Source organism: Variovorax sp. WS11 (assembly GCF_010499245.1).
GTDB lineage: Bacteria > Pseudomonadota > Gammaproteobacteria > Burkholderiales > Burkholderiaceae_C > Variovorax.
Map to the genome: position 1 here is coordinate 2,174,900 of NZ_JAAGOW010000001.1, position 24,264 is coordinate 2,199,163.

Genomic DNA, 24,264 nt, shown 5'->3' on the forward strand with positions numbered 1-24,264 from the left:
TCCGCAGGAAGGCGATGAGATCAGAGCACTTCTTGCGCCAGCTCGCCCTTGGCGTACTTGGCGGCGACGACCTGCAGGGTGTCGCCCTTGATCTTGGCGCCCTGGCCTTCGCAGCCGAACTCGATGTAGCGCTGCTTGCAGATCTGCTTGGCGGCCTCGCGCGCGGGCTTGAGCCATTCGCGGGCGTCGAACTTCTCGGGGTTCTCGGCCATGAACTTGCGCACGGCGCCGGTCATCGCCAGGCGGATGTCGGTGTCGATGTTGATCTTGCGCACGCCGTACTTGATGGCTTCCTGGATCTCCTCGACCGGCACGCCGTAGGTCTCTTTCATGTTGCCGCCGTACTGGCGGATGATGGCCAGCAGGTCCTGGGGCACGGAGGACGAGCCGTGCATCACCAGGTGGGTATTGGGGATGCGGCGGTGGATCTCCTTGATGCGGTCGATCGCCAGGATGTCGCCGGTGGGCTTGCGGGTGAACTTGTACGCGCCGTGGCTGGTGCCGATGGCGATGGCCAGGGCGTCGAGCTGGGTCTTCTTGACGAAGTCCGCGGCCTGCTCCGGGTCGGTCAGCAGCTGCTCGCGCGTCATGGTCGCGTCGGTGCCGTGGCCGTCTTCCTTGTCGCCTTTCATGGTCTCGAGCGAGCCCAGGCAGCCCAGCTCGCCTTCCACGGTCACGCCGACCTTGTGCGCCATGTCGACCACCTTGCGGGTGACGTCGACGTTGTAGTCGTAGCTGGCGATGGTCTTGCCGTCGCCTTCCAGCGAGCCGTCCATCATCACCGAGGAGAAGCCCAGGTTGATCGCGCCCTGGCACACGTCGGGGCTTTGGCCGTGGTCCTGGTGCATGACCAGCGGAATGTTTGGGTAAGCCTCGACGGCCGCCAGGATGAGGTGCTTGATGAAGGGCTCGCCCGCGTACTTGCGTGCGCCTGCACTGGCCTGCAGGATCACCGGTGCGCCGGTTTCCTTGGCCGCTTCCATCACGGCCTGCACCTGTTCCAGGTTGTTGACGTTGTAGGCCGGGATGCCGTAGCCGTTGGCCGCGGCGTGGTCGAGCAGTTCGCGCATCGAGACAAGTGCCATGGGTGTACCTCGCGGGGAAGATTAAGAAGTAAAAACTACCGCGATTCTACTGAGCACCCCTGTCGGACGGCTCCGACGCCCCGTTCGGCACGGCTGCGCCTCAACCCACCCGGCAGATCTTCAGCATGTTGGTGCCGCCCGGGGCGCCCATCGGCTCGCCACAGGTGATGGCGTAGATGTCGCCGGTCTGCACGATGCCGCGCTTCTTGAGGTGGGCCTCGGCCTGGAGCAGCGCCGTGTCGCGGTCGCTCTCGGCATCCATGAGCAGGGGGCGCACGTTGCGGTAGAGCGCCATCTTGCGCTGGGTCGCCAGGCGCGAGGTCAGGGCGTACATCGGGATGTGGGCGCGGTGGCGGCTCATCCACAGCGGGGTGGAGCCCGATTCGGTCAGCGCGACGATCGCCTTGGCGCCGAGGTGGTGCGCGGTGAAGAGGGCGCCCATGGCGATCGACTGGTCGATGCGGCTGTAGGCCTGGCCGCTGAAATCGGCGTCCAGCTGCAGGTCCTCGGCGGCTTCGGCGGCCTCGCAGATGCGGCTCATCTCCTGCACCGTCTCCAGCGGATAGCGGCCCGAGGCGGTCTCGGCCGAGAGCATCACGGCGTCGGTGCCGTCGAGCACCGCGTTGGCCACGTCGCTCACCTCGGCGCGGGTGGGCACCGGGTTGCTGATCATCGACTCCATCATCTGCGTCGCCGTGATGACCACCTTGTCCATCGCGCGCGCCATGCGGATCATCTTTTTCTGAAGCGCCGGCACGGCGGCGTTGCCCACCTCGACCGCGAGGTCGCCGCGCGCGACCATGATGCCGTCGCTGGCGCGGAGGATTTCCTCGAGCTTGGGGATGGCCTCGGCGCGCTCGATCTTGGCGATCAGCCCCGGCTTGTGGCCGAACTCGGCCGCCGCCACGTTGCACAGCTGGCGCGCCATCTCCATGTCGGTGGCGTTCTTGGGGAAGCTCACCGCCACGTAGTCGGCCTGGAAGCTCATGGCGGTCTTGATGTCCTCCATGTCCTTGGCCGTCAGCGCCGGCGCCGTGAGGCCGCCGCCCTGCTTGTTGATGCCCTTGTTGTTCGAGAGCTCGCCGCCCAGCCGCACCGTGGTGTGCACCGCCTCGCCCTTGACGGCGTCGACCGTGAGCACGATGAGGCCGTCGTTCAGCAGCAGGCTGTCGCCCGCCTTCACGTCGCGCGGCAGGTCCTTGTAGTCCAGCCCGACGGCATCGACGTCACCCAGCTCGGTGCGCGCACCGTCGAGGACGAATTTCGCCCCCGGCTCCAGCCACACCTTGCCCTCGGCGAACTTGCCCACCCGGATCTTCGGGCCCTGCAGGTCGGCCATGATCGCCACCTCGCGGCCCACCTTGCGCGCCGCCTCGCGCACCATGGTGGCGCGGTTGATGTGGTCCTGCGCCGTGCCGTGGCTGAAGTTGAGCCGCACCACGCTGACCTTGTTGTTGATCATCTGCTCGAGCAGCTCGGGCGTGCTCGAGGCCGGGCCGAGCGTGGCGACGATCTTGGTGGCGTGGCGGGGAGGGCGGGTCGTGCTCATGCTGCGGGTCTCCGGTTTGTATTCCATACTGTATACACTTTTCGAGCCCGGCGATAGCCCCGCCGGCGCGATTTCCGGCGCCTCCCGCGTTGGGCTCAGCCGGCCGCTCGTTTTTCGAGGATCTCGAAAGCCGGAAGCGTCTTGCCCTCCAGCACTTCGAGGAAGGCGCCGCCACCGGTGGAGATGTAGCCGACCCGGTCTTCGATGCCGTACTTGGCGATCGCCGCCAGCGTATCGCCGCCGCCGGCGATCGAGAAGGCACTGCTGTCGGCGATGGCGCGCGCGATGGCTTCCGTCCCCTTGGAAAAGGCGTCGAACTCAAACACGCCCACCGGGCCGTTCCACACGATGGTGCCGGCCTCGCGCAGCTGGGCAGCGAGGATCTCCGCGGTCTTCGGGCCGATGTCGAGGATCAGGTCGTCCTCGGCCACCGCGTTCGCGGCCTTCACCGTGGCGGGCGCGTCGGCGGCGAAGCTCTTGGCGGTGACCACGTCGACCGGGATCGGCACCGCGGCGCCGCGCGCGCGCATGGCCTCGATCACGGCCTGGGCCTGGTCCTGCAGGTCGGGCTCGGCCAGCGACTTGCCGATCGGGAGCCCGGAAGCCAGCATGAAGGTGTTGGCAATGCCGCCGCCCACGATCAGCTGGTCGACCTTGTCGGCCAGGCTCTTGAGGATGGTGAGCTTGGTGCTGACCTTGGAGCCCGCGACGATCGCCACCAGCGGCCGCTTCGGGTTGGCCAGGGCCTTGGTGATGGCATCGATCTCGGCCGCCAGCAGCGGGCCGGCGCAGGCGATCTTCGCGTACTGGGCGATGCCGTAGGTGGTGGCCTCGGCGCGGTGCGCAGTGCCGAAGGCGTCGTTGACGTAGATGTCGGTCAGCGCCGCCAGCTTGCGCGCCAGGGCCTCGTCGTTCTTCTTCTCGCCCTTGTTGAGGCGGCAGTTCTCCAGCAGCACGACCTCGCCCGGCGCGACCTGTACGCCGTCGACCCAGTTCGGCACCAGCGGCACCTCGCGGCCCAGCAGCTCGCCCAGGCGCTTGGCGACCGGCGCCAGCGAATCCTCAGGCTTGAACTGGCCCTCGGTGGGGCGACCGAGGTGCGAGGTGACCATCACCGCCGCGCCTGCATCCAGCGCCTGCCGGATGCAGGGCACCGACGCACGGATGCGCGTGTCTTCGGTGATGTTGCCGGCATCGTCCTGCGGCACGTTGAGGTCGGCTCGGATAAACACGCGCTGGCCGGCGACTTTGCCTTGCGCTGCGAGGTCGGTGAATCGAAGGACGTTCATGGGTAGGAGCGAGAGGATGGAAGCGAGGGAGGGCGCCTCGAAAAAGGCGAAGGGCGATTGTAGGTTTGGCCGCGGGGCGCCCTGTATCAGCCCGCAAGCCCGGGCTGCGCGAAACGCTCTAGGATCTGGACAAAGCCCGCCGCCGCCGGCGAGAGCGAACGCCGCGCCGCCACGTACACGCAGACCTCGCGATGGAAGTCGGGTCGGTCGAGCTTGACCATCTGCAGCCCATGCGCGCGCACCAGCGAGGCCGAGTAGGTCGGGCAGACCGTGAGCCCCAGGCCCGAGGCCACCATGCCGAGCGCAGTCGTCATGTACGACACCTCCTGCGTCGAGGCCCGCAGCAGGAAGGCGCGCGCATCGGCCTCCAGCTCGGGCAGCACGCGCTGGCGGAAGTCGCGCGTGGGCGCGATGAAGGTGTAGGGCCCGAGCTCGCTCCAGCGCACCTTGCGCCGGCGGGCAAACGCATGGTCCGATGGGCAGATCAGCCAGTGACGATCGCGGAACAGGGTGCGGCGCTCGACCGCGGCGGGATCCACTTCCACGTCCTGCCCCACCGCCAGCTCCGCCTCGCCCGAGGCCAGGCCCGTCAGCAGGTGCTCGGGCAGGGTGTCGGCCAGCCGCACCTCGATGTCCGGATAGCACGCGCGGTAGACCGCGATCACGCGCGGCATCAGCGTGCAGGCCATCAGCTGAGGTGCGGCCAGGCGCAGCAGGCCGCGCTTCTGGTCGCGCAACTCGGTCACGCCGGCCACCGCGCCGGCCAGGTCGGCCAGCAGGCGCTGCACCGAGGGCTGGAAGGCGCGGCCGGCCTCCGACAGCAGCACGCGCCGCGTGTGGCGGTCGAAGAGCTGCACGCCCATCTCGCGCTCCAGCTCGCGCACCAGCACGCTCAGCGCCGATTGCGTGAGATGCAGGCGGGCGGCGGCGGCGGTGAAGCTGCCGGTCTCGGCCACGGCGTCGAAGGCGCGCAGCTGGCGCAGGGTGAGATTCATTGCCATTTTTCATCAATCGATGAATTTATTTCGATTGAATCATAAGAAGAACAAAGGCCCAATCCGGCCTGTTCCTTCCGGAGACATGCCATGCCCCCTGCCGAGACCGTGCCGCTCGCCCCATCCCCCGTGCCCGTGCGCGGCCTGCATCACTTTGCCTGGCGCTGCCGCGACAGCGAGGAAACGCGCCGCTTCTACGAGGACCTGCTGGGCCTGCCGCTGGTGCACGTGATCAAGAGCGACCATGTGCCGAGCACCGGCGAGTACTGCCCCTACGTCCACATCTTCTTCCAGATGCGCGACGGCTCGTACATCGCCTTCTTCGACCTGGGCGACGACACGGCCGCCCTGCCCTCGCCCAACACGCCGGCCTGGGTCAACCACATCGCACTGCGGGTGGATTCGGTGGCCGACCTGCGTGCCGCCAAGGCTCGGCTCGAATCGGCCGACGTCGAGGTGCTGGGCGTGACCGACCACCACATCATCGAGTCGATCTACTTCTTCGACCCCAATGGCATCCGGGTGGAGCTGACCACGCCCACGGTGCCGCTGGCCGAGATGGAGGCGCATGCGCGGCGCGCGCACGCCGAGCTGGACGCATGGACCCTGCGCAAGGCGGAACTGCGCGGAAAGGCGGCGGCATGACGCAGCTGCAACTCGCCGTCATCGACGTCAAGCCCGGCGCGGCGATGGAGAGCCAGTCGGGCCTGCAGATGCTGCGCCCGCGCATCTACGGCGCTTACCGCGCGCCCGCCAGCCGCAAGAAGATCGCCGCGATCGTAATGCATCCCACGAGCAACTTCATGGGCCACTACCTGATCGCGCCGCTGGCAGAGCGCGGGATCTGCTGCATGGGCCTCAACTCACGCTATATGGGCAACGACACGGTGCTGCTGATGGAGCGCGCGATCCAGGACCTGGGCGCGGGCGTGCAGTTCCTGCGCGGCCTGGGCTACGAAAAGGTGGTGCTGATCGGCAACTCGGGCGGCGCAGCGCTTGCCAGCTTCTACCAGGCGCAGGCCGAGAAGCTCACCGCCCACCACTTCCCCGATGGCGACCCCACGCATCTGCATTCGGACGACCTGCCGCCGGCCGACGGCATCGCGCTGTGCGCGGCGCACCAGGGCCGCTCGAAGCTGATGCGCGACTGGATCGATCCGTCCGTCACCGACGAGCACGACCTGCTCTCGGTCGACCCCGAGCTCGACATGTACGACGCGCGCCATCGCGCGCCTTACAGCGCCGAGTTCCTCTCCCGCTTCGGCGCCGCGCAGAAGGCTCGCCTCGACCGGCTGGAGGCCTGGGCGCTGGAACGGCTGCGGCTGCTGCGCAGCACGCCCGGTGCGCCGCGCGACCAGGCCTTCGTCGTTTACCGCACGCACGCCGATCCGCGCTGCGTGGACCTCTCCATCGACGCCAACGACCGAGCACCCGGCAGCGTCTGGGGCGATGCGCGGCAGGTCAACTACTCGGCGAACGCGATGGGCCGCACGACCTCGCTGACAGCCTTCCTGTCGCAATGGTCCTCGCGCTCGCAGGCCGACGGTCCGTCGAATCTCGCCCGAACCACCTGCCCCAAGCTGCTCTTGACCTACACGGCCGACCAGTCCACCTTCCCGAGTACGCGCGATGCGTGGATGAAGGCCGGCGGAGAACGCATACGCAATGTCGACATCGTCGGTGGCAACCACTACCTCGCCGGCCAGCCCGAGCTGGTGCCGCGCGCGGCTGACGCAATCGCCGAATGGGCCCAAGCGCTGTGAGCACAGCCGTGGAAGCATTCCACTTCACCCCCGAGTACCAGCTGCCGCACTGGCCCTTCGTGCCGCCGCCCGAGCTTGGCAGCGACGCGGTTGTTCGCCATCCGATCATCATCGTCGGCGCGGGGCCCGCCGGCCTGACGCTGGCCTGCGACCTGGCGAAGCGCGGAGTGCCCGCCGTGCTGCTGGACGAGGACGACACCGTGGGCGTGCGCGGCGCGTCCTCGCGCGGCATCTGCTACGCACAGAAGAGCCTGGAGATCTTCGAGCGGCTGGGCATCTATCAGCGCATCGCGGACAAGGGCATCACCTGGTCCTTCGGCCGCACCTTCTCGGGCGAGACCGAGGTCTACAACTTCAATCTGCAGGCGAGCAGCGTCTCTGCGCAGCCGCCTTTCATCAACCTGCAGCAGTTCTACCTCGAATGGTTCCTGGTCGACCGCCTCCTCGAACTGGGCGTGGTCGATCTGCGGTGGAAGAACCGGGTGACCCGCATCGAGCCGGGCGAGCAAGGCGTTCGCGTCGAGATCGAGACGCCGGCCGGCGCCTACGCCATCGAGGCCGGCTACCTGATCGATGCGAGCGGCGCCAGCAGCCCCATCCGCGCGCAGCTGGGCCTGGACGCCCACGTCTCGCGCAGCACCGACCGCTGGTGCATCAGCGACGTGCGCTTCAGGAAGCCGCTGCCCGTGGAGCGCTGGACCTGGGTCGACGCACCGTTCAACGAGGGCCGCGCAGTGTGGCAGCACCTGATGGCCGACGGCGTCTGGCGCATCGACTACCAGATGCCCGAGGACTGCGACACGGCCTACATCAGCAAGCCGGAGGTGGCCGGCGCACGGCTGCGCGAGCAGCTCGGGCCGGGCGTGGAGTTCGAGTTCGTCTGGATCGGGCCGTACGGCTACCGCGACCACCTGCTCGACCGCTTCCGCCATGGACGCCTGTTCTTCATCGGCGATTCAGCGCATGTGGTGAGCCCCTTCGGCGCGCGTGGCGGCAACACCGGCATCCAGGACGCGGCCAACCTGGGCTGGAAGCTCTCGCTGGTCGCGCAGGGCCTGGCCGGCGAGGCGCTGCTCGACACCTATGATGCCGAGCGCCGGCCCGCCGCGGCCGAGAACCTGAAGGTCACCAGCCGCACCGCCCGCTTCCTTGCGCCCCGCTCGCAGGCCGAGCACACGATACGCCGCGCCGTGCTCGCGCTCGCCCCGCGCTATCCGTTTGCGCGCGCGCTGGTGAACACGGGGCGCATGTCGGTGGCCAACGACTACCCGGCGGGCAGGCACTTGCTCGAAGGCGCACGCAGCGTGCAGAACCTGCCGCTGCGCTGGCGCGACGGCAGACCCTGCACCCTGATGCAGTTGCTGGCCGAAGGCACGCACTGCCTCGGGCTGTGGTTCGCGCCGACGCGCGAGCAGGTCCAGGCGGTGGCCGACACGGCCGCGTCTCTGCCGCTGCAGCTCGTCGCGATCGGCGGCGACAGCGGCCTGCCTACGCTCGAGTCCGACGACGCGCTGGGCACGCAGTTGGGCGCGCACGCGCCCGGCAGCCTCTGCCTGATTCGTCCCGACGCCTACCGCGCCGCGCTGCTGCAAGATCCCACGCCGGCGGCCATCGCCGCCGCTGTCCACACCGCCCTGGCCCACGGCTGAGGGGCCCCAGGAATCACCCGCGAGCGCGACCGCGAGCCTCTGGACGGCGCCAGCTCACCAGCCCAGGCCCAGATGCAGCGGCAGGTACACCGCCATGCCGGCCAGCATCGTCCCCAGCACGCCGCGGCGCTGGAAGAAGTAGGCGGCGCCGGCCGCCGCGCCGTACAGGCGCGCATCCTGCCAGGTCGAGATCAGGTGGCCCTGCGCCATCACGATCTCGGGAATGATCACCGCCGCGAGCGCGGCCACCGGGGCGTAGTGCAGTGCGCGGTGCGCCCAGTCGGGCAGGCCCCAGGGACGGTCGAGGATGAAGAAGAAACAGCGCGTGAGCACGGTCACGCAGGCCAGGCCGACGATCACGGCGATGGTCCAGGGATCGGTGGTGCCGCCGCTGCCCAGGGTCATTTATCGTCCTCCGCGTCGGGGTCCAGCCCGAACTGCTTCTCGAGCCAGAAGCACAACAGCACCGCCACGCCGATGCCGGCCACGATGTTGAGTTTCAAGGGCAGCGCGTAGGCCGCCACGGCGGTCACGCCCGCGATCAATGCCGCGAGAATGCGCAGCCGCGTCGTCGCCATCGAGCAGACCACGGCGACGAGGCAGAGCACGCCGGCGAAGCCCAGCCCCCAGCTTTGCGGGATCAGGTTCGCGAGCAGGACGCCGAGCACGCTCATGCCCATCCACGAGCACCAGACCACGAAGTAGTTGCCGGTGAGATAAGCCTCCTGCGCGCGCTCCTCGGCCGCGTTGGCGGGCGGCTGCGCGTACTGCCGGGTGAAAAAGGCGTAGGTCATGTCGGCCGTCAGGTAGCCGTGCGTCATGCGGCGCCAGCGCGGCATGTGCATCAGATAGGGCCGCAGGTGCAGGCTGAACACCACGAAGCGCAGGTTGACGCAGAAGCCGGTGGCCAGGATGACCCACGCCGGGGCGCCGGCGATCAGCAGCGGGATGGCCGCCAGCTGCGAGCTGCCGGCATAGACCAGCAGCGTCATCGCGACCGACTCGAAGACGCTCATGCCCGCCTTGACCATCGCCACGCCGGTCATCAGGCCCCAGGCGCCGGTGCCCAAGGCGACCGAGGACATGTCGCGCGCGCCCTGGCGGAACTCGGGGAGGCGGCGGATTGACGAGAGAAAGAACATCAGCCGAAGACCTGCCCGGGCTTCAGGTCGAAGCCGCGCAGGAAGTCGGCCACCGGCAGGCGCTTGCCGCCGGCGCGCTGCAGTTCGGTAAGCACCACGATCGCATCCTGGGCCGCCACGGCGACGCCGGTCGGGTTGACCGCCAGCACCGTTCCGGGCGGCTCCGTCGAGGGCTCCGGCTGGACCCGCGCGGCCCAGAGCTTGAGGGTCTCGCCGTCCACGGTGCTGCTGGCGCCCGGGAACGGATCGAAGGCACGGATGCGGCGCACGATGGTCGCGGCCGCCTGCGTCCAGTCGATCTGCGCCTCCTGCTTCTCGACCTTGTGCGCGTAGCTCACACCTTCGGCGGGCTGGGGCTCGGGGCGCAGCGTTGCGGCCTCCGCATGCTTCAGCGCGTCCACGATCAGCCGGCCACCCAGCGCGGCCAGCCGGTCGTGCAGCTGCGCGGTGCTGTCCTCGCCGATTGCGAGCGATTCGCCAAGCAGCATGTCGCCGGTGTCCAGGCCCGCGTCCATCTGCATGATGGTGACGCCGGTCTGTTCGTCGCCGGCCTCGATGGCGCGGTGGATGGGCGCCGCCCCGCGCCAGCGCGGCAACAGGCTGGCATGGATGTTGAGGCAGCCCAGCCGCGGCGCATCGAGCACCCATTGCGGCAGGATCAAGCCGTAGGCCGCGACCACCATGACGTCGAGCCCGGCGTCGACGATGGCGGCACGCGCCGCGACCGCGTCCTCCGGGTATTTGCCGTCCAGCCGCAGGCTGCGCGGCTGTGCCACGGGCCAGTTGCGGGCGAGGGCGAACTGCTTGACCGGCGAGGCCTGCAGCTTCATGCCGCGGCCCGCGGGGCGGTCGGGCTGCGTCAGCACCAGCACGATCTCGAAACCGGCCGCGGCGATCGCCTCCAGCGCGACGCGGGCGAACTCGGGGGTGCCCGCGAATGCGACCTTCATGCGGCCCCTCACAGCGGCGCCAGCAATTCGAGCATCAGGTCGTCACCCGTGTGGTAGCGCTGCACCACGCCGGTGGGATCGACGTAGATGTAGAGCAGGCGTGGCGTGTTTTGCCACTTGTAGCGCCAAGTCCAGATGTTGCCGTCGAACGAGCTCACCTTCGTGACCTCGAAAGGTCGGCCGTAGATGCGCAGCACGTCGGCCACGTGCCAACGGCCGACGCCGGGCTGGATGGTTCGGTCGAACAGGCGCTCGTCGAGTTCCTGCGTGACCGAGACCACATGGCCGCCTGCGTCGAGGTCGACGTTGTTGACCTCGAAGCCGGCCGGTGCGCGCGAGTACTGCAGGCGCTCCCCGCCGCCGGACAGGGGATAGACGGCCGTCGGCGCGCCGAGCTCGCGCAAGGTCTGGTCGCGCGAGCTGCCCATGGCGAGGCGCGTCGGCTCGCCGGCGCAACCGGCCAGCAGCGCTGCCGCAAGCAGCGCAGCCGGGCCGGGGCGCAGGGCGAGGGTCAACGCCGGCCTTCCCGCTGGTCGAGGCGCTGGTCCTCGCGCTGCTGCTTGAGCAGCTTGCTCTTGATGCGGTTGCGCTTCAGGGGCGAGAGGTATTCGACGAACACCTTGCCCAGCAGGTGGTCGAGTTCGTGCTGGATGCAGACGGCCAGCAGGCCCTCGGCCTCGATGGTGCGCAGCTCGCCCTCGGCGTCGAGTGCCGTGACGCGCACGGCGGTGGAACGCTCCACGCCGTCGTAAATGCCGGGAACCGAGAGACATCCTTCCTCATTGAGGACTTTTTCATCATTGGCCCAGACGATTTCGGGGTTGATCAAAACCAGGGGCTCGTTACGCTCCTCGGATACGTCGACCACGACCAGACGCTCGTGCACGTCGACTTGGGTGGCCGCAAGGCCGATGCCGTTGGCGTCGTACATGGTTTCGAGCATGTCGGCAACCAGGGTCTTGATGCGTGCATCGACGCCCTGCACCGGCTTGGCCACCTTGTGCAGGCGCGGGTCGGGATAGCTCAGGATGGTTCTTTTGGCCATGAACGGGAGGAAAAATTGTCGTTATTTTCGCCATTTCCGCGACGCCCAGAGGTCCCGCGACTTGATAAACGTTGCCCGATCAAGGGCTTCAGCGCAAAATTGGTTTCAAATTGTGAGTATTCGTACGCCCTCCCGGGCCCCGTGCGCGCACACCATCCGACCATGAAGAAACATCGCATCAACAACCGCCTGCGTCCGAACCTTCTCGCCACGCTGGCGGCGATCGCCATGGCGGGCCTGGGCGCAACGGCGCAGGCGCAGAACTATCCCGTCACGCCTCAGCAGCGCGGCACCGCGCAGCAGACCGCGCAGGCCGGCGTCCCGCTGTCCGAGCTGGCGCCGAACGCCCCCGACGAGTACACGGTCAAGCCGCGCGACACGCTGTGGGCCATCTCCCGTCTCTTCCTGCGCAGCCCCTGGCGCTGGCCCGAGCTGTGGGGCATGAACATGGGCGAGATCCAGAACCCGCACCGCATCTACCCCGGGCAGGTGCTCTATCTCGACAAGAGCGGCGGCCGCGCCCGCCTGGCGCTGCGCCGCGGCGGCAGCGGCATGCCGGAGGGCGGCACCATCAAGCTGTCCCCGCGCACGCGTTACGAGTCCCTGTCGGACATGGCGCTTCCCACGCTGAACCCCAGCGTGATCGAGCCCTTCCTTGCCGAGCCGGTGGTGGTCGACGCCGAGACGCTGGCGATCGCGCCACGCATCGTGGCCGGCAACGACAGCCGCGTGGTGCTGGCGCGCGGCGACCGAGCCTATGCGCGCGGCGAACCCAACGCGCCGCTGATGGAAGCGCCCGGCCCGATCCGGACCTACCGCGTCTTCCGCAACGCGACCCCGCTGAAGGACCCGGGCACGGGCGAGATCCTCGGCTACGAGGCGCAATACGTGGGCAAGGCCCAGCTGCAGCGCGGCGAATCGAGCGTCAAGGAAGAGGTGGAGGGCAAGGAGGTCGTGTATCCGGTGCCGGCCACCATCGACATCAGCGCCGCCCGCGAGGAGATCCGAGCCGGCGACCGCCTGCTGCCCGAGCCGCCGCGCCAGCTGCTGAGCTACGTGCCGCGCGCTCCGGCGCACACCATCGCCGACGGCCGCATCGTCTCGGTCTACGGCAACGCGGTGCAGTTCGCGGCCCAGAACCAGGTGGTCGCCATCAACAAGGGCACCATCGACGGCATCGAGAACGGCCATGTGCTGGCCATCCTCAAGAACGGCGACACCATCATCGACAAGACCGGGGCCGCCAAGGAGATGCTGAAGCTGCCGAACGAGCGCATCGGCCTTCTGATGGTGTTCCGTCCCTTCGAGCGGGTCTCCTACGCGCTGGTGCTCGAGATCAACGACGCACCCCGCATCGGCGACCTGCTGATCAACCCCTGACGCCGGCCCGACCGTCGCGTGGAACGTGACGAACTCGCAGGCTGGCTGCGGCTCACGCTGACGCCGGCCATCGGCAACACGGCCGCGCGCAGACTGCTGGCGGCCTTCGGCCTTCCCTCGGAGGTCTTCGCGCAACCGGCCGGGGCGCTCCGGCAGATCGTGCCCGAAGCGCAGGCCAACGCCTTGCTGCAGCCGCCGGACGAGCTCGGCGCCCTGCTCGACCGCACCTTCGAATGGCTTCAGGGCATCGAGCCGCAGGGCGCGACGCACCGCATCCTCACGCTGGGGGACGCTGCCTATCCGGCCTCTCTGCTCGAGATGGCCGATCCGCCCTTGATGCTCTACCTGATCGGGCCGGCGCCGGCTCGAGCTCGCGCAGTTGGCGCGCAGCGTCGCGATGGTGGGCAGCCGCAACCCCACGCCGCAGGGCGTCTCGAACGCGCGCGCCTTCGCACGGGCCTTCGGCGAGGCTGGGATCGCGGTGGTGTCGGGGCTGGCGCTGGGCATCGACGGCGCGGCCCACGAAGGCGCGCTGGATGCCGCAATCGACCCGCTCTGGCCGTCGACGGTGGCGGTGGTCGGCACGGGGCTGGACCGCGTCTACCCCGCCCGGCACCGCGCGCTCGCGCAGCGCATCGCCGAGCGCGGGCTGATCGTGAGCGAGTTCCCGCTGGGCACGCCGCCGCTCAACCAGAATTTCCCAAAGCGCAACCGCATCATCGCCGGCCTGTCGCGCGGCACGCTGGTGGTGGAGGCGGCGCTGCAGTCGGGTTCGCTGATCACCGCACGGCTCGCCAGCGAGCAGGGCAGGGAGGTGTTCGCCATCCCCGGATCCATCCATTCGCCGCAGTCGCGCGGCTGCCACGCCCTGATCCGCCAGGGCGCCAAGCTGGTCGAGACGGTGAGCGATGTGCTCGAGGAGCTGCGCTTCGATGCGGCCGCCCCTCCGCCCGCGCCAGCGCCAGCTCCGCAGAACGAGCCCGCCTCGCCCTCCGGAGGCCTGCTGCAGGCCATGGGCCACGACCCGGTGAGCCTGGACGCGCTGTGCGCGCGCACCGGCCATCCGGTCGCCGCGCTGCAGGTTCAGCTGTTGGAGCTGGAGCTGGCCGGTTGCGTGGCCCGGCTGCCCGGCGGCCTGTTTCAGCAAATCGCCCAAGGCTGAGTGCGTCGCTCCGGCACTGCATTCCGACAACGCAACCGCACCGACGCCGAGCTGGGCTATATTGGGCCCATGTTCGAAGTGCTCGTGTACGTGTACGAAAACTATTGGCGCGGCGATGCCTGCCCCGAGTCCGGCCAGCTGGGCCGCAAGCTCAGCGCACAGGGCTTCGACCCGCAGGAGATCCGCGACGCCCTGCACTGGCTCGACGGCTTGAGCCTCGCCACGCAAGGCATCCACCTCACTCGCCATGCCGACGGCACCAGCGCCACGGTGGGCCTGGAAGGCCCAACCGCGCTGCCCCAATCACCCGGGTCGATGCGTGTCTACTCGAGGGCCGAGCAAGAGCACCTGGGCGCAGAGTGCCTGGGCTTCATCAGCTTCCTCGAGTCCTCGGGCGTGCTGCCGGCCGGCCTGCGCGAGATCGTGGTCGAGCGCGCGATGGCCACCACGGGCGATCCGTTGGAGTTGGACGAGCTCAAGATCATCGTGCTGATGGTCCACTGGAGCACCGGCATCGAGCCCGATGCGCTGGTGCTGGATGAGCTCTGCGATGACACCCTGAATCGCGTCGCGCACTGAGCCCCGCGCTCAGTTCAAGAGGCGTTCGGGATTCGCGTCCAGCTTGGCCAGCGCCTCGCGGGTGGCGCGCACCGTGAGCGTCTCTTCCTCGGCCGGCACCAGCAGCCCCGCCTGCAGGTAGGAAGCCAGCCGCCCCACCTGAATCAGGAAGCTGCGCCCATCGCTGGAGGCGAACAGGTGCAATTGCTTGCGCTCGCTGCGCCAGACGAACTGGACCTGGCTCACCCGGTCGTTGTGGTCGAGCATGAACCAGGTGCCCACCTGCAGCTCGTGCGCCCACTGGAGCATGTCCTCGCCGACCTTGTTGCCGGTGTCGGGCACGATCTCGAGCGAGGCGGCATCCACTCCGAGCAGAAGCTCGATGCTGGCGGCGTCCAGCGGGAGGTCGGTGGCATCGCCCTCGTCGGTGACGAAGTCCTCGAGGTTGGCCAGGCGCTTGGCCATGGCCTCGATCTTGGCCGGCGGGATGGCCTCGGTCTTGGAGAGGAAGGCATCGGAAAGCGTCGACCCGATGGTCTTGATCTGCGCCTCCTGCGGCTCGCCCTCGATGCCCAGCAGGCTCATGCCCTGGCGCAGGCGCTGCAGCAGCTGGGGCAGGTCCTGGATCACGCGGGCGCGGTCGTTGCGGTTGGGCTTGGCGCTGGCGGCCCACACCAGGTCGGAGGCCGCGCGCTTAAGGGTGACGGTCTGCTCGTCCTGGGCACCGTAGCGCAGGGCGGCGATGGCCAGCACTTCCGCCCAGATCTTGAACAAGAACTCGCGGATCTCCTCGCGCACCGGCATGTCGTTGAGCATCTTGCGCAGCTCGATGGTGTACTGGATCGCCATCGTCTCCTTCTGCTCGACCTGCTGCGCCACGCTCATCAGACGCTGGGTGGCGTCGCTCTGCGTCAGGTACTTGTTCAGGAAGGCGACGAATTCGTCGAACACCAGCTTGAAGACGCGCTGGCCGGTCTCGGGGTACTGCTCGATCACCTGCACCACGCGCCGGATCTCGCCCTCGAGCGCGCTGCCCGAGATGGCGGCGGCATCGAAGCCCATCACGCAGGAACCCATGCGGTCGATCAGCATCCGCGCCGGGTGCTGCAGCGTGCCGAAGAACTCCGGCTCGGCAATCGCCACCCGCAGCACCGGCATCTGCAGGCGCGCGAACCACACGCGCGCCGAGAAAGGGATGCGCTCCTCGGCCAGGATGGCCTGGAACATCAGCGCCACGATCTCGACCGTGGCCTTGTCGGCCGTGGTCGGCGCCTTCTTCTTGAGCTCGCTGGTGCGTCGGCGCAACTCGGCGGCGGTCTGATGGATGGCCGTTGCCTCGTCGCCGACCACGTACTGCGAGGCCATCACCTGGTAGGCCGCCTCGGCGTCGGCAATGGCCGCGGCGAAGGCCGGCGCGCCCGACGCCGACTGGAAGAAGCCACCGCCTCCGAACCAGTTCTTCTTCTCCGCCCTGGCGGCGGCCGCCGGGCAGGCCCCGGCGAGCAGTGCCTCAGGTCGCCGCCGATCCGGGCCGTCACGAAGCGCTTGAGATTGAGCAGCACGCCCTGGGCGCGCTGGCGTGCCAACACCAGCGGGGAGCCGCCGGTGGCGACCAGGGTGTCGCCGCCCACCTGGCCCGGCCCGCGGCCGACGCCGATCGCCGCTGGCGCAAAACTGCCCGGCGGCGCGCCGAAGCCGCCCGGCATGGCGCGGGCCGCGCCGCCGACGCCGGGCAGGGTGGTGCCGGCCTGCGAGGCGTGCGCGAAGCTGCCGCCCAGCGCCGCTGGCGCCGAATTGACGCTGCCGGTGCGCTTGACAAAGCTCTTGAGGTCGATCTCGGGCATCACCCCGCGCTCGATCAGGAAGGCATTGGCATCCTTGTAGGCTGCGACGACCACCTCGACCAGGCGCTGCTGGACGATGTCCTGCACCCGGGCCCAGGTCTCGCGGCTCAGGCCCACGGCCAGCCACTGGTCGACCAGGGTCCGGGCCAGCGCCTCGGGCTTGAGCACGTCCTTGGCGTCAAGCTCGGCAGTGCCCTCCAGGTGCTGGATCCGCAGGCGCAGGTCGTTGAGCTCGAACTGGGCCTTGTCCTGGATCGACTGCGCCAGGCGAGAGGACAGGATGCTGGTCTCCACCACCTCGTCGCCGATCAGCTCCAGGCGCAGGCCACCCGTTGGGCCGCCTTGCGTGCTGCCCCCCAGCGCCTTGCGCCACGCGGTCCGCGACATCGGCACCCAGTTGGAGCCCTGGGCCTGAAAGGCCAGGTAGTCGTCGCGATGCTGCTGCATGTCGCGCGCGCTGGCGGTCATCCCGGCCAGCGCCGCGAGACGTTCGCGCACTGCATTGGCGACCGGGACGATCGCTCCTTCGGTGGCGGCGACGAAGCGCTCACGGGTCTCGCGGGCGAGCTGCTGGGAGGAGGCGGGGGACCGCGAGATCATGGGAAGGGCGAGGACGGCAATTAATACGTTTCAACAAGTCCGAGCTTGCATCGCGAAGCGTAACCGCACAAGGGTACCGGATGCTGCTCGGCAACCCGAATCCGCAGCGGCAGGGGCAAGCCCCGTGCCGTTCACACCGTGGCGCCGGCGTTCGGATCGTCCGGATCGCCCTGCTTGGGGGTTGCCTTGACCAGGTCCTCGCGCTTCACGCCCAGCCACATCGCGATCGCCGCCGCGACGAAGGCGGATGAATAGATGCCGAACAGGATGCCGATGGTCAGGGCCAGCGCGAAGTAGTGCAGCGTCGGGCCGCCGAAGAAGAACATCGACAACACCACCAGCTGGGTGGAGCCGTGGGTGATGATGGTGCGGCTGATGGTGGAAGTAATGGCGTTGTCGATCACCTCGCGGGTCGACATCTTGCGGTAGCGCCGGAAGTTCTCGCGCACCCGGTCGAAAATCACGACCGACTCGTTGACCGAGTAGCCCAGCACCGCCAGCACCGCCGCCAGCACCGCCAGCGAGAACTCCCACTGGAAGAAGGCGAAGAAGCCCAGGATGATGATCACGTCGTGCAGGTTGGCCAGAACCGTGGCCAGCGCAAACTTCCACTCGAAGCGGAAGGCCAGGTAGATCATGATGCCGACCACCACCATGCCCAGCGCCTTGAGGCCGTTGGTGGTGAGCTCCTCGCCCACCTGCGGGCCGACGAACTCGTTGCCGCGCAGGTTGGCGCTGGCGTCGACCGCCTTGAGCGCCGCCATCACCTGCTCGCTCTGCTGGGCCGAGGTCTGGCCCTTCTGCACCGGCAGGCGGATCTGGACGTCGCGCGAGGTGCCGTAGTTCTGCACCTGCACGTCGGCATAGCCGAGCTTGGCGATGGTCTCGCGCACCTTGCCGACGTCGACCGACTGCTGATAGGCGACCTCCATGACGGTGCCGCCGGTGAACTCCACCGACAGGTGCAGCCCGCGGTGGAACAGGAAGAAGACCGCCAGCAGGAAGGTGAGGACGGAGATCGCGTTCAGCACCAGCGCGTAGCGCATGAACGGGATCGTGCGGTGGATTCGGAAGAACTCCATGTTTCTTGTGCTCCCTTACTTGGCGCCGGCCGCGGCCTTGTCGGCGTCCGGCTTCCAGACTGTGCCGATGGACAGGCTCTTGAGCTTCTTCTTGCGGCCGTACCAGAGGTTCACCAGGCCGCGCGAGAAGAACACGGCCGAGAACATGGAGGTAACGATGCCGATGCAGTGCACCACCGCGAAACCGCGCACCGGCCCGGAGCCGAAGGCCAGCAGCGCGATGCCGGCGATCAGGGTGGTGACGTTGGAGTCCAGGATGGTGCCCCAGGCGCGGTCGTAGCCCGCGTGGATGGCGGCCTGCGGCGAGGCGCCGTTGCGCAGCTCCTCGCGCACGCGTTCGTTGATCAGCACGTTCGAGTCGATGGCCACACCGATCGCCAGCGCCATGGCCGCGATGCCGGGCAGCGTGAGCGTGGCCTGCAGCATCGACAGGATGGCCACCAGCAGCAGCAGGTTGACTGCCAGCGCGATCGACGAGAACAGGCCGAACAGCATGTAGTACACGCACATGAACACCATGATCGCGGCGAAGCCGTACATCACGCTGTCGAAGCCCTTCTGGATGTTGTCGGCGCCCAGGCTGGGGCCGATGGTGCGCTCCTGGATGATCTCCATCGGCGCGGCCAGCGAGCCGGCGCGCAGCAGCAGCGCGAGGTCGTTGGCCTCCACCACGTTCATCGAGCCCGAGATCTGGAAGCGGTTGCCCAGCTCGCCGTTGATCGACGGGGCCGTCAGCACCTCGCCCTTGCCCTTCTCGAAGATCAGCATCGCCATGCGCTTGCGGAAGTTCTCGCGGCTGACGTCGCGCATGATGCGGCCGCCCTTGGCGTCCATGGTCAGGTCGACCTTGGGCTGCTGGGTCTGGGAGTCGAAGCCGGGTTGGGCGTCGGTCAGGTTCTCGCCGGTCACCAGCACCTGCTTCTTGACGATGACGGTGCGGCCTTCGCGGTCGAGGAATTTCTCGGAGCCGAAGGGCACCGGGCCGCTGCCGGTCTCGGCCGCGCGGCCCTCGGCGGACTCGTCCACCAGGCGCATCTCGAGGGTGGCGGTGCGGCCCAGGATGTCCTTGGCCTTGGCCACGTCCTGCACGCCCGGCAGCTGCACCACGATGCGGTCCAGGCCCTGCTGCTGGATCACGGGCTCGGCCACGCCCAGTTCGTTGATCCGGTTGTGCAGCGTGGTGATGTTCTGCTTGAGCGCGGCATCCTGCAGCCGGCGCGCCGCCTCGGGCTTGATGGTGGCCGTGAGGCGCCACTCGTTGCCTTCCTGGCTGTCGGTGGTCGCCAGGTCGGTGAACTGGTCCTGGATCAGTGCCTTGGTCGCCTCCAGGGCGGCGGCGTCGCGGAAGCGCACCTCGATGGTCTGGCCGTTGCGCGTGACCGCGGCGCCGCGGACGTTCTTGTCGCGCAGGCCCGAGCGCAGGTCGTTGGCGAAGGATTCGGCCTTCTTGTCGATGGCGCCCTTCATGTCGACCTGCAGCAGGAAGTCCACGCCGCCGCGCAGGTCCAGGCCCAGGTACATGGGGTAGGCGCGCAGCGCGGCCAGCCAGGACGGCGAGCGCGACACCAAATTGAGGGCCACCACGTAGGGCGGATCGTTCGGGTCAGGCACCAGCGTGCGCTGCAGCACGTCGCGCGCTTTGAGCTGGTCGTCGGTGGTGGCGAAGCGCGCCCGTACCGAGTTGGCGTCGAGCGTGATCAGGTCCGGCGCGAGGCCGGCCGCCTTCAGCGCTTCCGCCACGCGGCTCTGGGTGCCGGCGTCGATCTTGACGGACGACTTGCCCGAAGACACCTGCACTGCAGGCGCCTCGCCGAAGAAATTGGGCAGGGCGTAGATCAGCCCCACGAGCAGCACGACGACGATGATCGCGTACTTCCAGACCGGGTAACGGTTCATCTAGTCAACCTCGAAGGACGCGGATGCGCAGCACCCGCGTTATCGCCCTACTTAATCGCGCCCTTGGGCAGCACTTGCACGACCGCGCTGCGCTGCAGCTGCACCTCGACGCCCTTGGCGATCTCGACCGTCAGGTACTGCTCGCCGATCTGCGTGATCTTGCCGAGCAGGCCGCCGGCGGTCGCAACCTCGTCGCCCTTGGCCAGCGCCTCGATCATGGTGCGCGCCTCCTTCTGGCGCTTCATCTGCGGACGGATCATCACGAAGTACAGCACCACGAACATCAACACCAGCGGCAGCATGCTGCCGAGAGAGGACATCATGTCGCCACCACCGGCAGCAGCGGGCGCGGTCTGGGCGAAAGCGGAGGAAATGAACAAGGGAGTCTCCAGCAAGAGAGGAAGGTATGAGCGCGCACCCCGGCGGGGTTCGCGGTTCCGCGCAGCGCATGGCACGGGCCATGGAACAGGCGCACTAAAGCGGGGCCGGGCCCCGCACAGCATCGCGCATTGTATTCGGCGGCGTCCGGCCCGCCGGCGCTAAGCCGGCAGGCCGGGCAGGGCTTTCAGGGCCGCCGCGCCGGACGGCCCCGGCGGGAGCTCAGGCTGCCGCTCGGGCGCCCTGTGGGTCGCGCCACTTGGCCATCAGGTCGGCCCAGCGGGTGCGCGCCGCCTTGAGGTTGCGCTCCTTCACATGGCCATAGCCGCGGATCTGCTCGGGCAGGCTCGCGATCTCCAGGGCCAGCGCATGATTGCCGGCATTCAAGCCGGACAGCAGCTCCTCGATGCTCGCGCGGTACTCGCCGATCAGCGCGCGCTCGGTCTTGCGTTCCTCGGTGCGGCCGAAGGGATCGAGCGCCGTGCCGCGCAGGCCCTTGAGCTTCGCGAGCAGGCGGAAGCCGGTCAGCATCGCCGGGCCGAACTTCTGCTTCTGCAGCTCGCCCTTGGCATTGCGGTGGGCAATGATCGGCGGAGCGAGGTGATAGTTGAGCTTGTAGTCGCCCTCGAACATGCCTTCGACGCGATCGAGGAAGCTGCGGTCGCTGTGCAGGCGCGCGACCTCGTACTCGTCCTTGTAAGCCATCAGCTTGAACAGGTAGCGCGCCACCGTCTCGGCCAGGCTGGTCTTGCCCAGCGCCGCCTCGGCCTGCTGCACCTTGGCGACGAAGGCCTTGTACTGCCCGGCATAGGCGACGTTCTGGTAAGCCGTGAGGAACTCGACGCGGCGCGCCACCAGGCTCTCGACCGTGTCACGCTTCTTGAACTCGACGACCTGTCCGGGCGAGACGCGCTTGCGCAAATCTTCCGGCCGCTGCGCCGCCTGACGGCCCCATTCGAAGGCGGCCTTGTTGTTGTCGATCGCGACCGCATTGAGCTCGATGGCGCGCATCAGCGAAGCATGCTCGAGCGGGATCCAGCCCTTCTGCCAGGCATAGCCCAGGATCATCGGATTGACGTAGATGGTGTCGCCCATCAGCGAGGTCGCGGCGGCATCGGCGTCGAAGGCGCCCAGCCCCGCGGTCCCGACGGCGCGCGCGATCTCGGCGGCACAGGCCTCCTGCGGGTTCTGCCAGTTGGCGTTGCGCACGAAGGACGCAGTGGGGGTGCTGTGGCTGCTGAGCGCCACGTGCGTGCGGCCCTCGCGCATGCGCGCCATGGTCTCGGCGTTGACGCTGACCAGCGGGTCGCAGGCCAGCACCAGGTCCGCCGCGGCCGTGCCCACGCGGGTGGTGCGAATATCGTCCTGGGTGTCGCCGATCAGCACATGGCTCCAGGTCGCGCCGCCCTTCTGCGCCAGGCCCGCCGCATCCTGGGTGACGATGCCCTTGCCCTCGATGTGGGCCGCCATGCCCAGCAGCTGGCCGATGGTGATCACGCCGGTCCCGCCGACGCCGGCGACCACGATGCCCCAGACGTTGCCGCCGGCCAGCGAAGGCAGCGCCGGATCGGGCAGTGCGCCCAGTTCGGCCGGCGTGGACGCCTTGTTCTTCGCCTTCTTCTTGAGCTGCCCGCCTTCCACCGTGACAAAGCTGGGGCAGAAGCCCTTGAGGCAGCTCATGTCCTTGTTGCAGGTGCTCTGGTTGATCGTGCGCTTGCGGCCGAACTCGGTCTCCAGCGGCTCCACCGACAGGCAGTTGCTCTTCACGCTGCAGTCGCCGCAGCCCTCGCAGACCAGCTCGTTGATGACGACGCGCTTGGCCGGATCGACCGCCGTGCCGCGCTTGCGGCGGCGGCGCTTCTCGGTGGCGCAGGTCTGGTCGTAGATGATGGCGGTCGTGCCCTTGATCGCCCGGAACTCGCGCTGGATCTCGTCCAGCTCGTCGCGGTGGCGCACCTTCACGTCCTGGCCGGGCACGTTCACGCCCTCGTACTTCTCGGGCTCGTCGGTCACGATCACAACCTTGACCGCGCCCTCGGCATGCAGGCTCTCCGCGATCTGCAGCACCGAGTGGCCCTCGGGCCGCTCGCCGACCTGCTGGCCGCCGGTCATGGCGACGGCGTCGTTGTAGAGGATCTTGTAGGTGATGTTGACGCCGGCCGCGATGCTCTGGCGGATCGCCAGCAGACCGCTGTGGAAGTAGGTGCCGTCGCCGAGGTTGGCGAAGATGTGCGGATCGGTCGTGAAGGGCTGCTGGCCCACCCATGGCACGCCCTCGCCGCCCATCTGCGTGAAGCCGATCGTGGAGCGGTCCATCCAGGTCGCCATGAAGTGGCAGCCGATGCCGCCCATCGCGCGCGAGCCCTCCGGCACCACGGTGCTGGTGTTATGCGGGCAGCCGGAGCAGAACCAGGGCTGGCGCGCGGCATCGGCTACGCCGACGGTCTGCGGCGCCGCCATCGCGCGCTCCTTGGCCTCGAGGATGGCGAGCTGGGCGTCGATGCGCGCCGCCATGTCCGCGCCGGCCGCAGCCAAGATGCCAGTCGTCTTCAGCCGTTTGGCGATGGCCTTGGCGATCAGCGCCGGGTTCAGGTCGGCGTTGGCACGCAGCAGCGTGTGCGCCGTCGGATTGGGCATCGACCATTCGCCGCCCGAATAGCCCTCGGCCTCATGCACCTCGCCCTCGTCGAACTTGCCGACCACGTTGGGCCGCACGTCGGCGCGCCAGTTGTAGAGCTCTTCCTTGAGCTGATACTCGATGACCTGGCGCTTTTCCTCCACCACCAGGATCTCCTGCAGGCCGGTGGCGAAGTCGCGCGTGAGCTGCGCTTCGAGCGGCCACACCACCGCCACCTTGTGCAGCCGGATGCCCAGCTGGCGGCAGGCGGCGTCGTCGAGGCCCAGGTCGATCAGGGCCTGGCGGGTGTCGTTGTAGGCCTTGCCGCTGGCCATGATGCCGAAGCGGTCGTGGGGCCCTTCGATCACGTTGTGGTTGAGCCGGTTGGCGCGGATGTAGGCCAGCGCGGCATACCACTTGTAGTGCATGAGCCGCGCTTCCTGCTCCAGCGCGTGGTCCGGCCAGCGGATGTGCAGGCCGCCGGGCGGCATCTGGAAATCGGTGGGCATCACGATCTCGACGCGCTCGGGGTCGATCATCGCGGTGGCGCTCGACTCGACGATCTCCTGGATCGTCTTCATGCCCGACCAGATGCCGGCGAAGCGGCTCATGGCGAAGGCGTGGATGCCGAGGTCCAGGATCTCCTGCACGTTGGTCGGGAAGAAGACCGGCGTGCCGCAGGCCTTGAAGATGTGGTCGCTCTGGTGCGCCGCGGTCGAGCTCTTGGAGATGTGGTCGTCGCCGGCCACCGCGATCACGCCGCCCCAGGGCGTGGTGCCGGCCATGTTGGCGTGCTTGAAGACGTCGGAGCAGCGGTCCACGCCCGGCCCCTTGCCATACCAGATGCCGAACACGCCGTCGTACTTGTTGGTGCCCGGCGGCGCGAAGCCCAGCTGCTGCGTGCCCCATAGCGCGGTCGCGGCGAGCTCCTCGTTCACGCCCGGCTGGAAGACGATGTGCTGTTCCTTCAGGTACTTGCTGGCCTTCCACAGCGCCTGGTCGTAGCCGCCGAGCGGCGAGCCGCGGTAGCCGCTGATGAAGCCTGCCGTGTTCTTGCCGGCCTGCTGGTCGCGCAGGCGCTGCAGCATCGGCAGCTTGACCAGGGCCTGGACGCCGCTCATGAAGGCGCGGCCGTAGTCCAGTGAATATTTGTCGTCGAGCGTGACCGTTTCGAGTGCCTTGCGAATGTGCTCTGGCAGCGGTGCGTTCATCGTCGTTGTCTCCGTGGCTGTGCCTTGTGGGCGTGGCGGTTGGTGGGGGGCGAGGCGATCGGGTAGGAA

At 68.5% G+C, this 24,264-nt stretch carries 19 protein-coding genes and 2 pseudogenes; 6 read left to right on the plus strand and 15 right to left on the minus strand.

Going from position 1 to position 24,264, the window contains the following annotated elements; all coding sequences use genetic code 11:
• Positions 1–20: 20 nt before the first annotated feature.
• From fba to GXN78_RS10760, 4 genes are all read right to left on the minus strand, one after another.
• Positions 21–1,085: a class II fructose-bisphosphate aldolase gene (gene fba, locus GXN78_RS10745; RefSeq protein WP_106560808.1), complete on the minus strand. Its 1,065-nt coding sequence runs from the start codon at positions 1,083–1,085 to the stop codon at positions 21–23.
• Between the two features lie 100 nt (positions 1,086–1,185).
• Positions 1,186–2,634, minus strand: a complete 1,449-nt coding sequence (gene pyk / locus GXN78_RS10750) for a pyruvate kinase (RefSeq protein WP_106560821.1) — start codon at positions 2,632–2,634, stop codon at positions 1,186–1,188.
• Between the two features lie 95 nt (positions 2,635–2,729).
• Positions 2,730–3,923 carry a phosphoglycerate kinase gene (locus GXN78_RS10755; RefSeq protein ID WP_106560809.1) on the minus strand — a complete coding sequence of 398 codons (1,194 nt, stop codon included), beginning with the start codon at positions 3,921–3,923 and terminating at the stop codon, positions 2,730–2,732.
• Positions 3,924–4,009: 86 nt separating this feature from the next.
• A complete protein-coding gene (locus GXN78_RS10760) occupies positions 4,010–4,918 on the minus strand; it encodes a LysR family transcriptional regulator (RefSeq protein WP_106560810.1) in 909 nt (302 codons plus the stop codon).
• A 90-nt stretch (positions 4,919–5,008) separates the two neighbouring features.
• Here GXN78_RS10760 and GXN78_RS10765 point away from each other — a divergent pair, with 90 nt between their 5' ends.
• The 3 genes from GXN78_RS10765 to GXN78_RS10775 are packed head-to-tail and all read left to right on the plus strand — an operon-like array spanning position 5,009 to position 8,330.
• A complete protein-coding gene (locus tag GXN78_RS10765) occupies positions 5,009–5,563 on the plus strand; it encodes a VOC family protein (protein WP_106560811.1) in 555 nt (184 codons plus the stop codon).
• Positions 5,560–6,681 (plus strand): alpha/beta fold hydrolase, encoded by a 1,122-nt coding sequence (locus GXN78_RS10770; RefSeq protein ID WP_106560812.1) that lies wholly within the window; start codon positions 5,560–5,562, stop codon positions 6,679–6,681. Before GXN78_RS10765 ends, GXN78_RS10770 begins: the two co-directional genes overlap by 4 nt.
• 8 nt (positions 6,682–6,689) lie before the next feature.
• Positions 6,690–8,330, plus strand: coding sequence for an FAD-dependent monooxygenase (locus tag GXN78_RS10775; protein WP_106560822.1), 1,641 nt, complete (start codon positions 6,690–6,692; stop codon positions 8,328–8,330).
• A 54-nt stretch (positions 8,331–8,384) separates the two neighbouring features.
• Here GXN78_RS10775 and GXN78_RS10780 read toward each other — a convergent pair whose 3' ends face one another.
• From GXN78_RS10780 to def, 5 genes are read right to left on the minus strand one after another with little or no spacing between them, the layout of a single operon-like run.
• Positions 8,385–8,735, minus strand: a complete 351-nt coding sequence (locus GXN78_RS10780; RefSeq protein ID WP_106560813.1) for an AzlD domain-containing protein — start codon at positions 8,733–8,735, stop codon at positions 8,385–8,387.
• The gene (locus GXN78_RS10785) at positions 8,732–9,472 is read right to left on the minus strand and encodes an AzlC family ABC transporter permease (protein ID WP_106560814.1); all 741 of its coding nucleotides are present in this window, start codon (positions 9,470–9,472) and stop codon (positions 8,732–8,734) included. The genes GXN78_RS10780 and GXN78_RS10785 overlap by 4 nt, the downstream gene beginning before the upstream one ends.
• A complete protein-coding gene (fmt, locus tag GXN78_RS10790) occupies positions 9,472–10,422 on the minus strand; it encodes a methionyl-tRNA formyltransferase (protein ID WP_106560815.1) in 951 nt (316 codons plus the stop codon). Before fmt ends, GXN78_RS10785 begins: the two co-directional genes overlap by 1 nt.
• A gap of 8 nt (positions 10,423–10,430) precedes the next feature.
• Positions 10,431–10,937 (minus strand): hypothetical protein, encoded by a 507-nt coding sequence (locus tag GXN78_RS10795; RefSeq protein ID WP_106560816.1) that lies wholly within the window; start codon positions 10,935–10,937, stop codon positions 10,431–10,433.
• Positions 10,934–11,467: a peptide deformylase gene (gene def / locus GXN78_RS10800; RefSeq protein WP_106560817.1), complete on the minus strand. Its 534-nt coding sequence runs from the start codon at positions 11,465–11,467 to the stop codon at positions 10,934–10,936. The genes GXN78_RS10795 and def overlap by 4 nt, the downstream gene beginning before the upstream one ends.
• Before the next feature lie 162 nt (positions 11,468–11,629).
• Between def and GXN78_RS10805 the strand changes: the two genes are divergently transcribed.
• From GXN78_RS10805 to GXN78_RS10815, 3 genes and pseudogenes are all read left to right on the plus strand, one after another.
• Entirely contained in the window at positions 11,630–12,847 is a 1,218-nt protein-coding gene (locus GXN78_RS10805; RefSeq protein WP_106560823.1) for a LysM peptidoglycan-binding domain-containing protein, read from the plus strand.
• Between the two features lie 18 nt (positions 12,848–12,865).
• Positions 12,866–14,009, plus strand: a pseudogene (gene dprA / locus GXN78_RS10810) (DNA-processing protein DprA).
• Positions 14,010–14,078: 69 nt separating this feature from the next.
• The gene (locus tag GXN78_RS10815; RefSeq protein WP_106560818.1) at positions 14,079–14,588 is read left to right on the plus strand and encodes a DUF494 domain-containing protein; all 510 of its coding nucleotides are present in this window, start codon (positions 14,079–14,081) and stop codon (positions 14,586–14,588) included.
• Positions 14,589–14,597: 9 nt separating this feature from the next.
• Here the strand turns inward: GXN78_RS10815 and GXN78_RS10820 are convergent, their stop codons facing one another.
• The 6 genes and pseudogenes from GXN78_RS10820 to GXN78_RS10840 form a co-directional block, all read right to left on the minus strand.
• Positions 14,598–16,508, minus strand: coding sequence for a DUF1631 family protein (locus tag GXN78_RS10820; protein ID WP_275407582.1), 1,911 nt, complete (start codon positions 16,506–16,508; stop codon positions 14,598–14,600).
• Positions 16,409–17,011, minus strand: a pseudogene (locus tag GXN78_RS41910) (DUF1631 family protein); the annotation flags it as partial. The pseudogene GXN78_RS41910 and the gene GXN78_RS10820, both read right to left, overlap by 100 nt.
• 131 nt (positions 17,012–17,142) lie before the next feature.
• The gene (secF, locus tag GXN78_RS10825; RefSeq protein ID WP_106558909.1) at positions 17,143–18,093 is read right to left on the minus strand and encodes a protein translocase subunit SecF; all 951 of its coding nucleotides are present in this window, start codon (positions 18,091–18,093) and stop codon (positions 17,143–17,145) included.
• A 15-nt stretch (positions 18,094–18,108) separates the two neighbouring features.
• Entirely contained in the window at positions 18,109–19,989 is a 1,881-nt protein-coding gene (gene secD, locus GXN78_RS10830) for a protein translocase subunit SecD (RefSeq protein ID WP_106558908.1), read from the minus strand.
• A gap of 47 nt (positions 19,990–20,036) precedes the next feature.
• The gene (yajC, locus tag GXN78_RS10835; protein WP_106558907.1) at positions 20,037–20,369 is read right to left on the minus strand and encodes a preprotein translocase subunit YajC; all 333 of its coding nucleotides are present in this window, start codon (positions 20,367–20,369) and stop codon (positions 20,037–20,039) included.
• Between the two features lie 220 nt (positions 20,370–20,589).
• Positions 20,590–24,195: an indolepyruvate ferredoxin oxidoreductase family protein gene (locus GXN78_RS10840; protein WP_106558906.1), complete on the minus strand. Its 3,606-nt coding sequence runs from the start codon at positions 24,193–24,195 to the stop codon at positions 20,590–20,592.
• Positions 24,196–24,264: the final 69 nt, after the last annotated feature.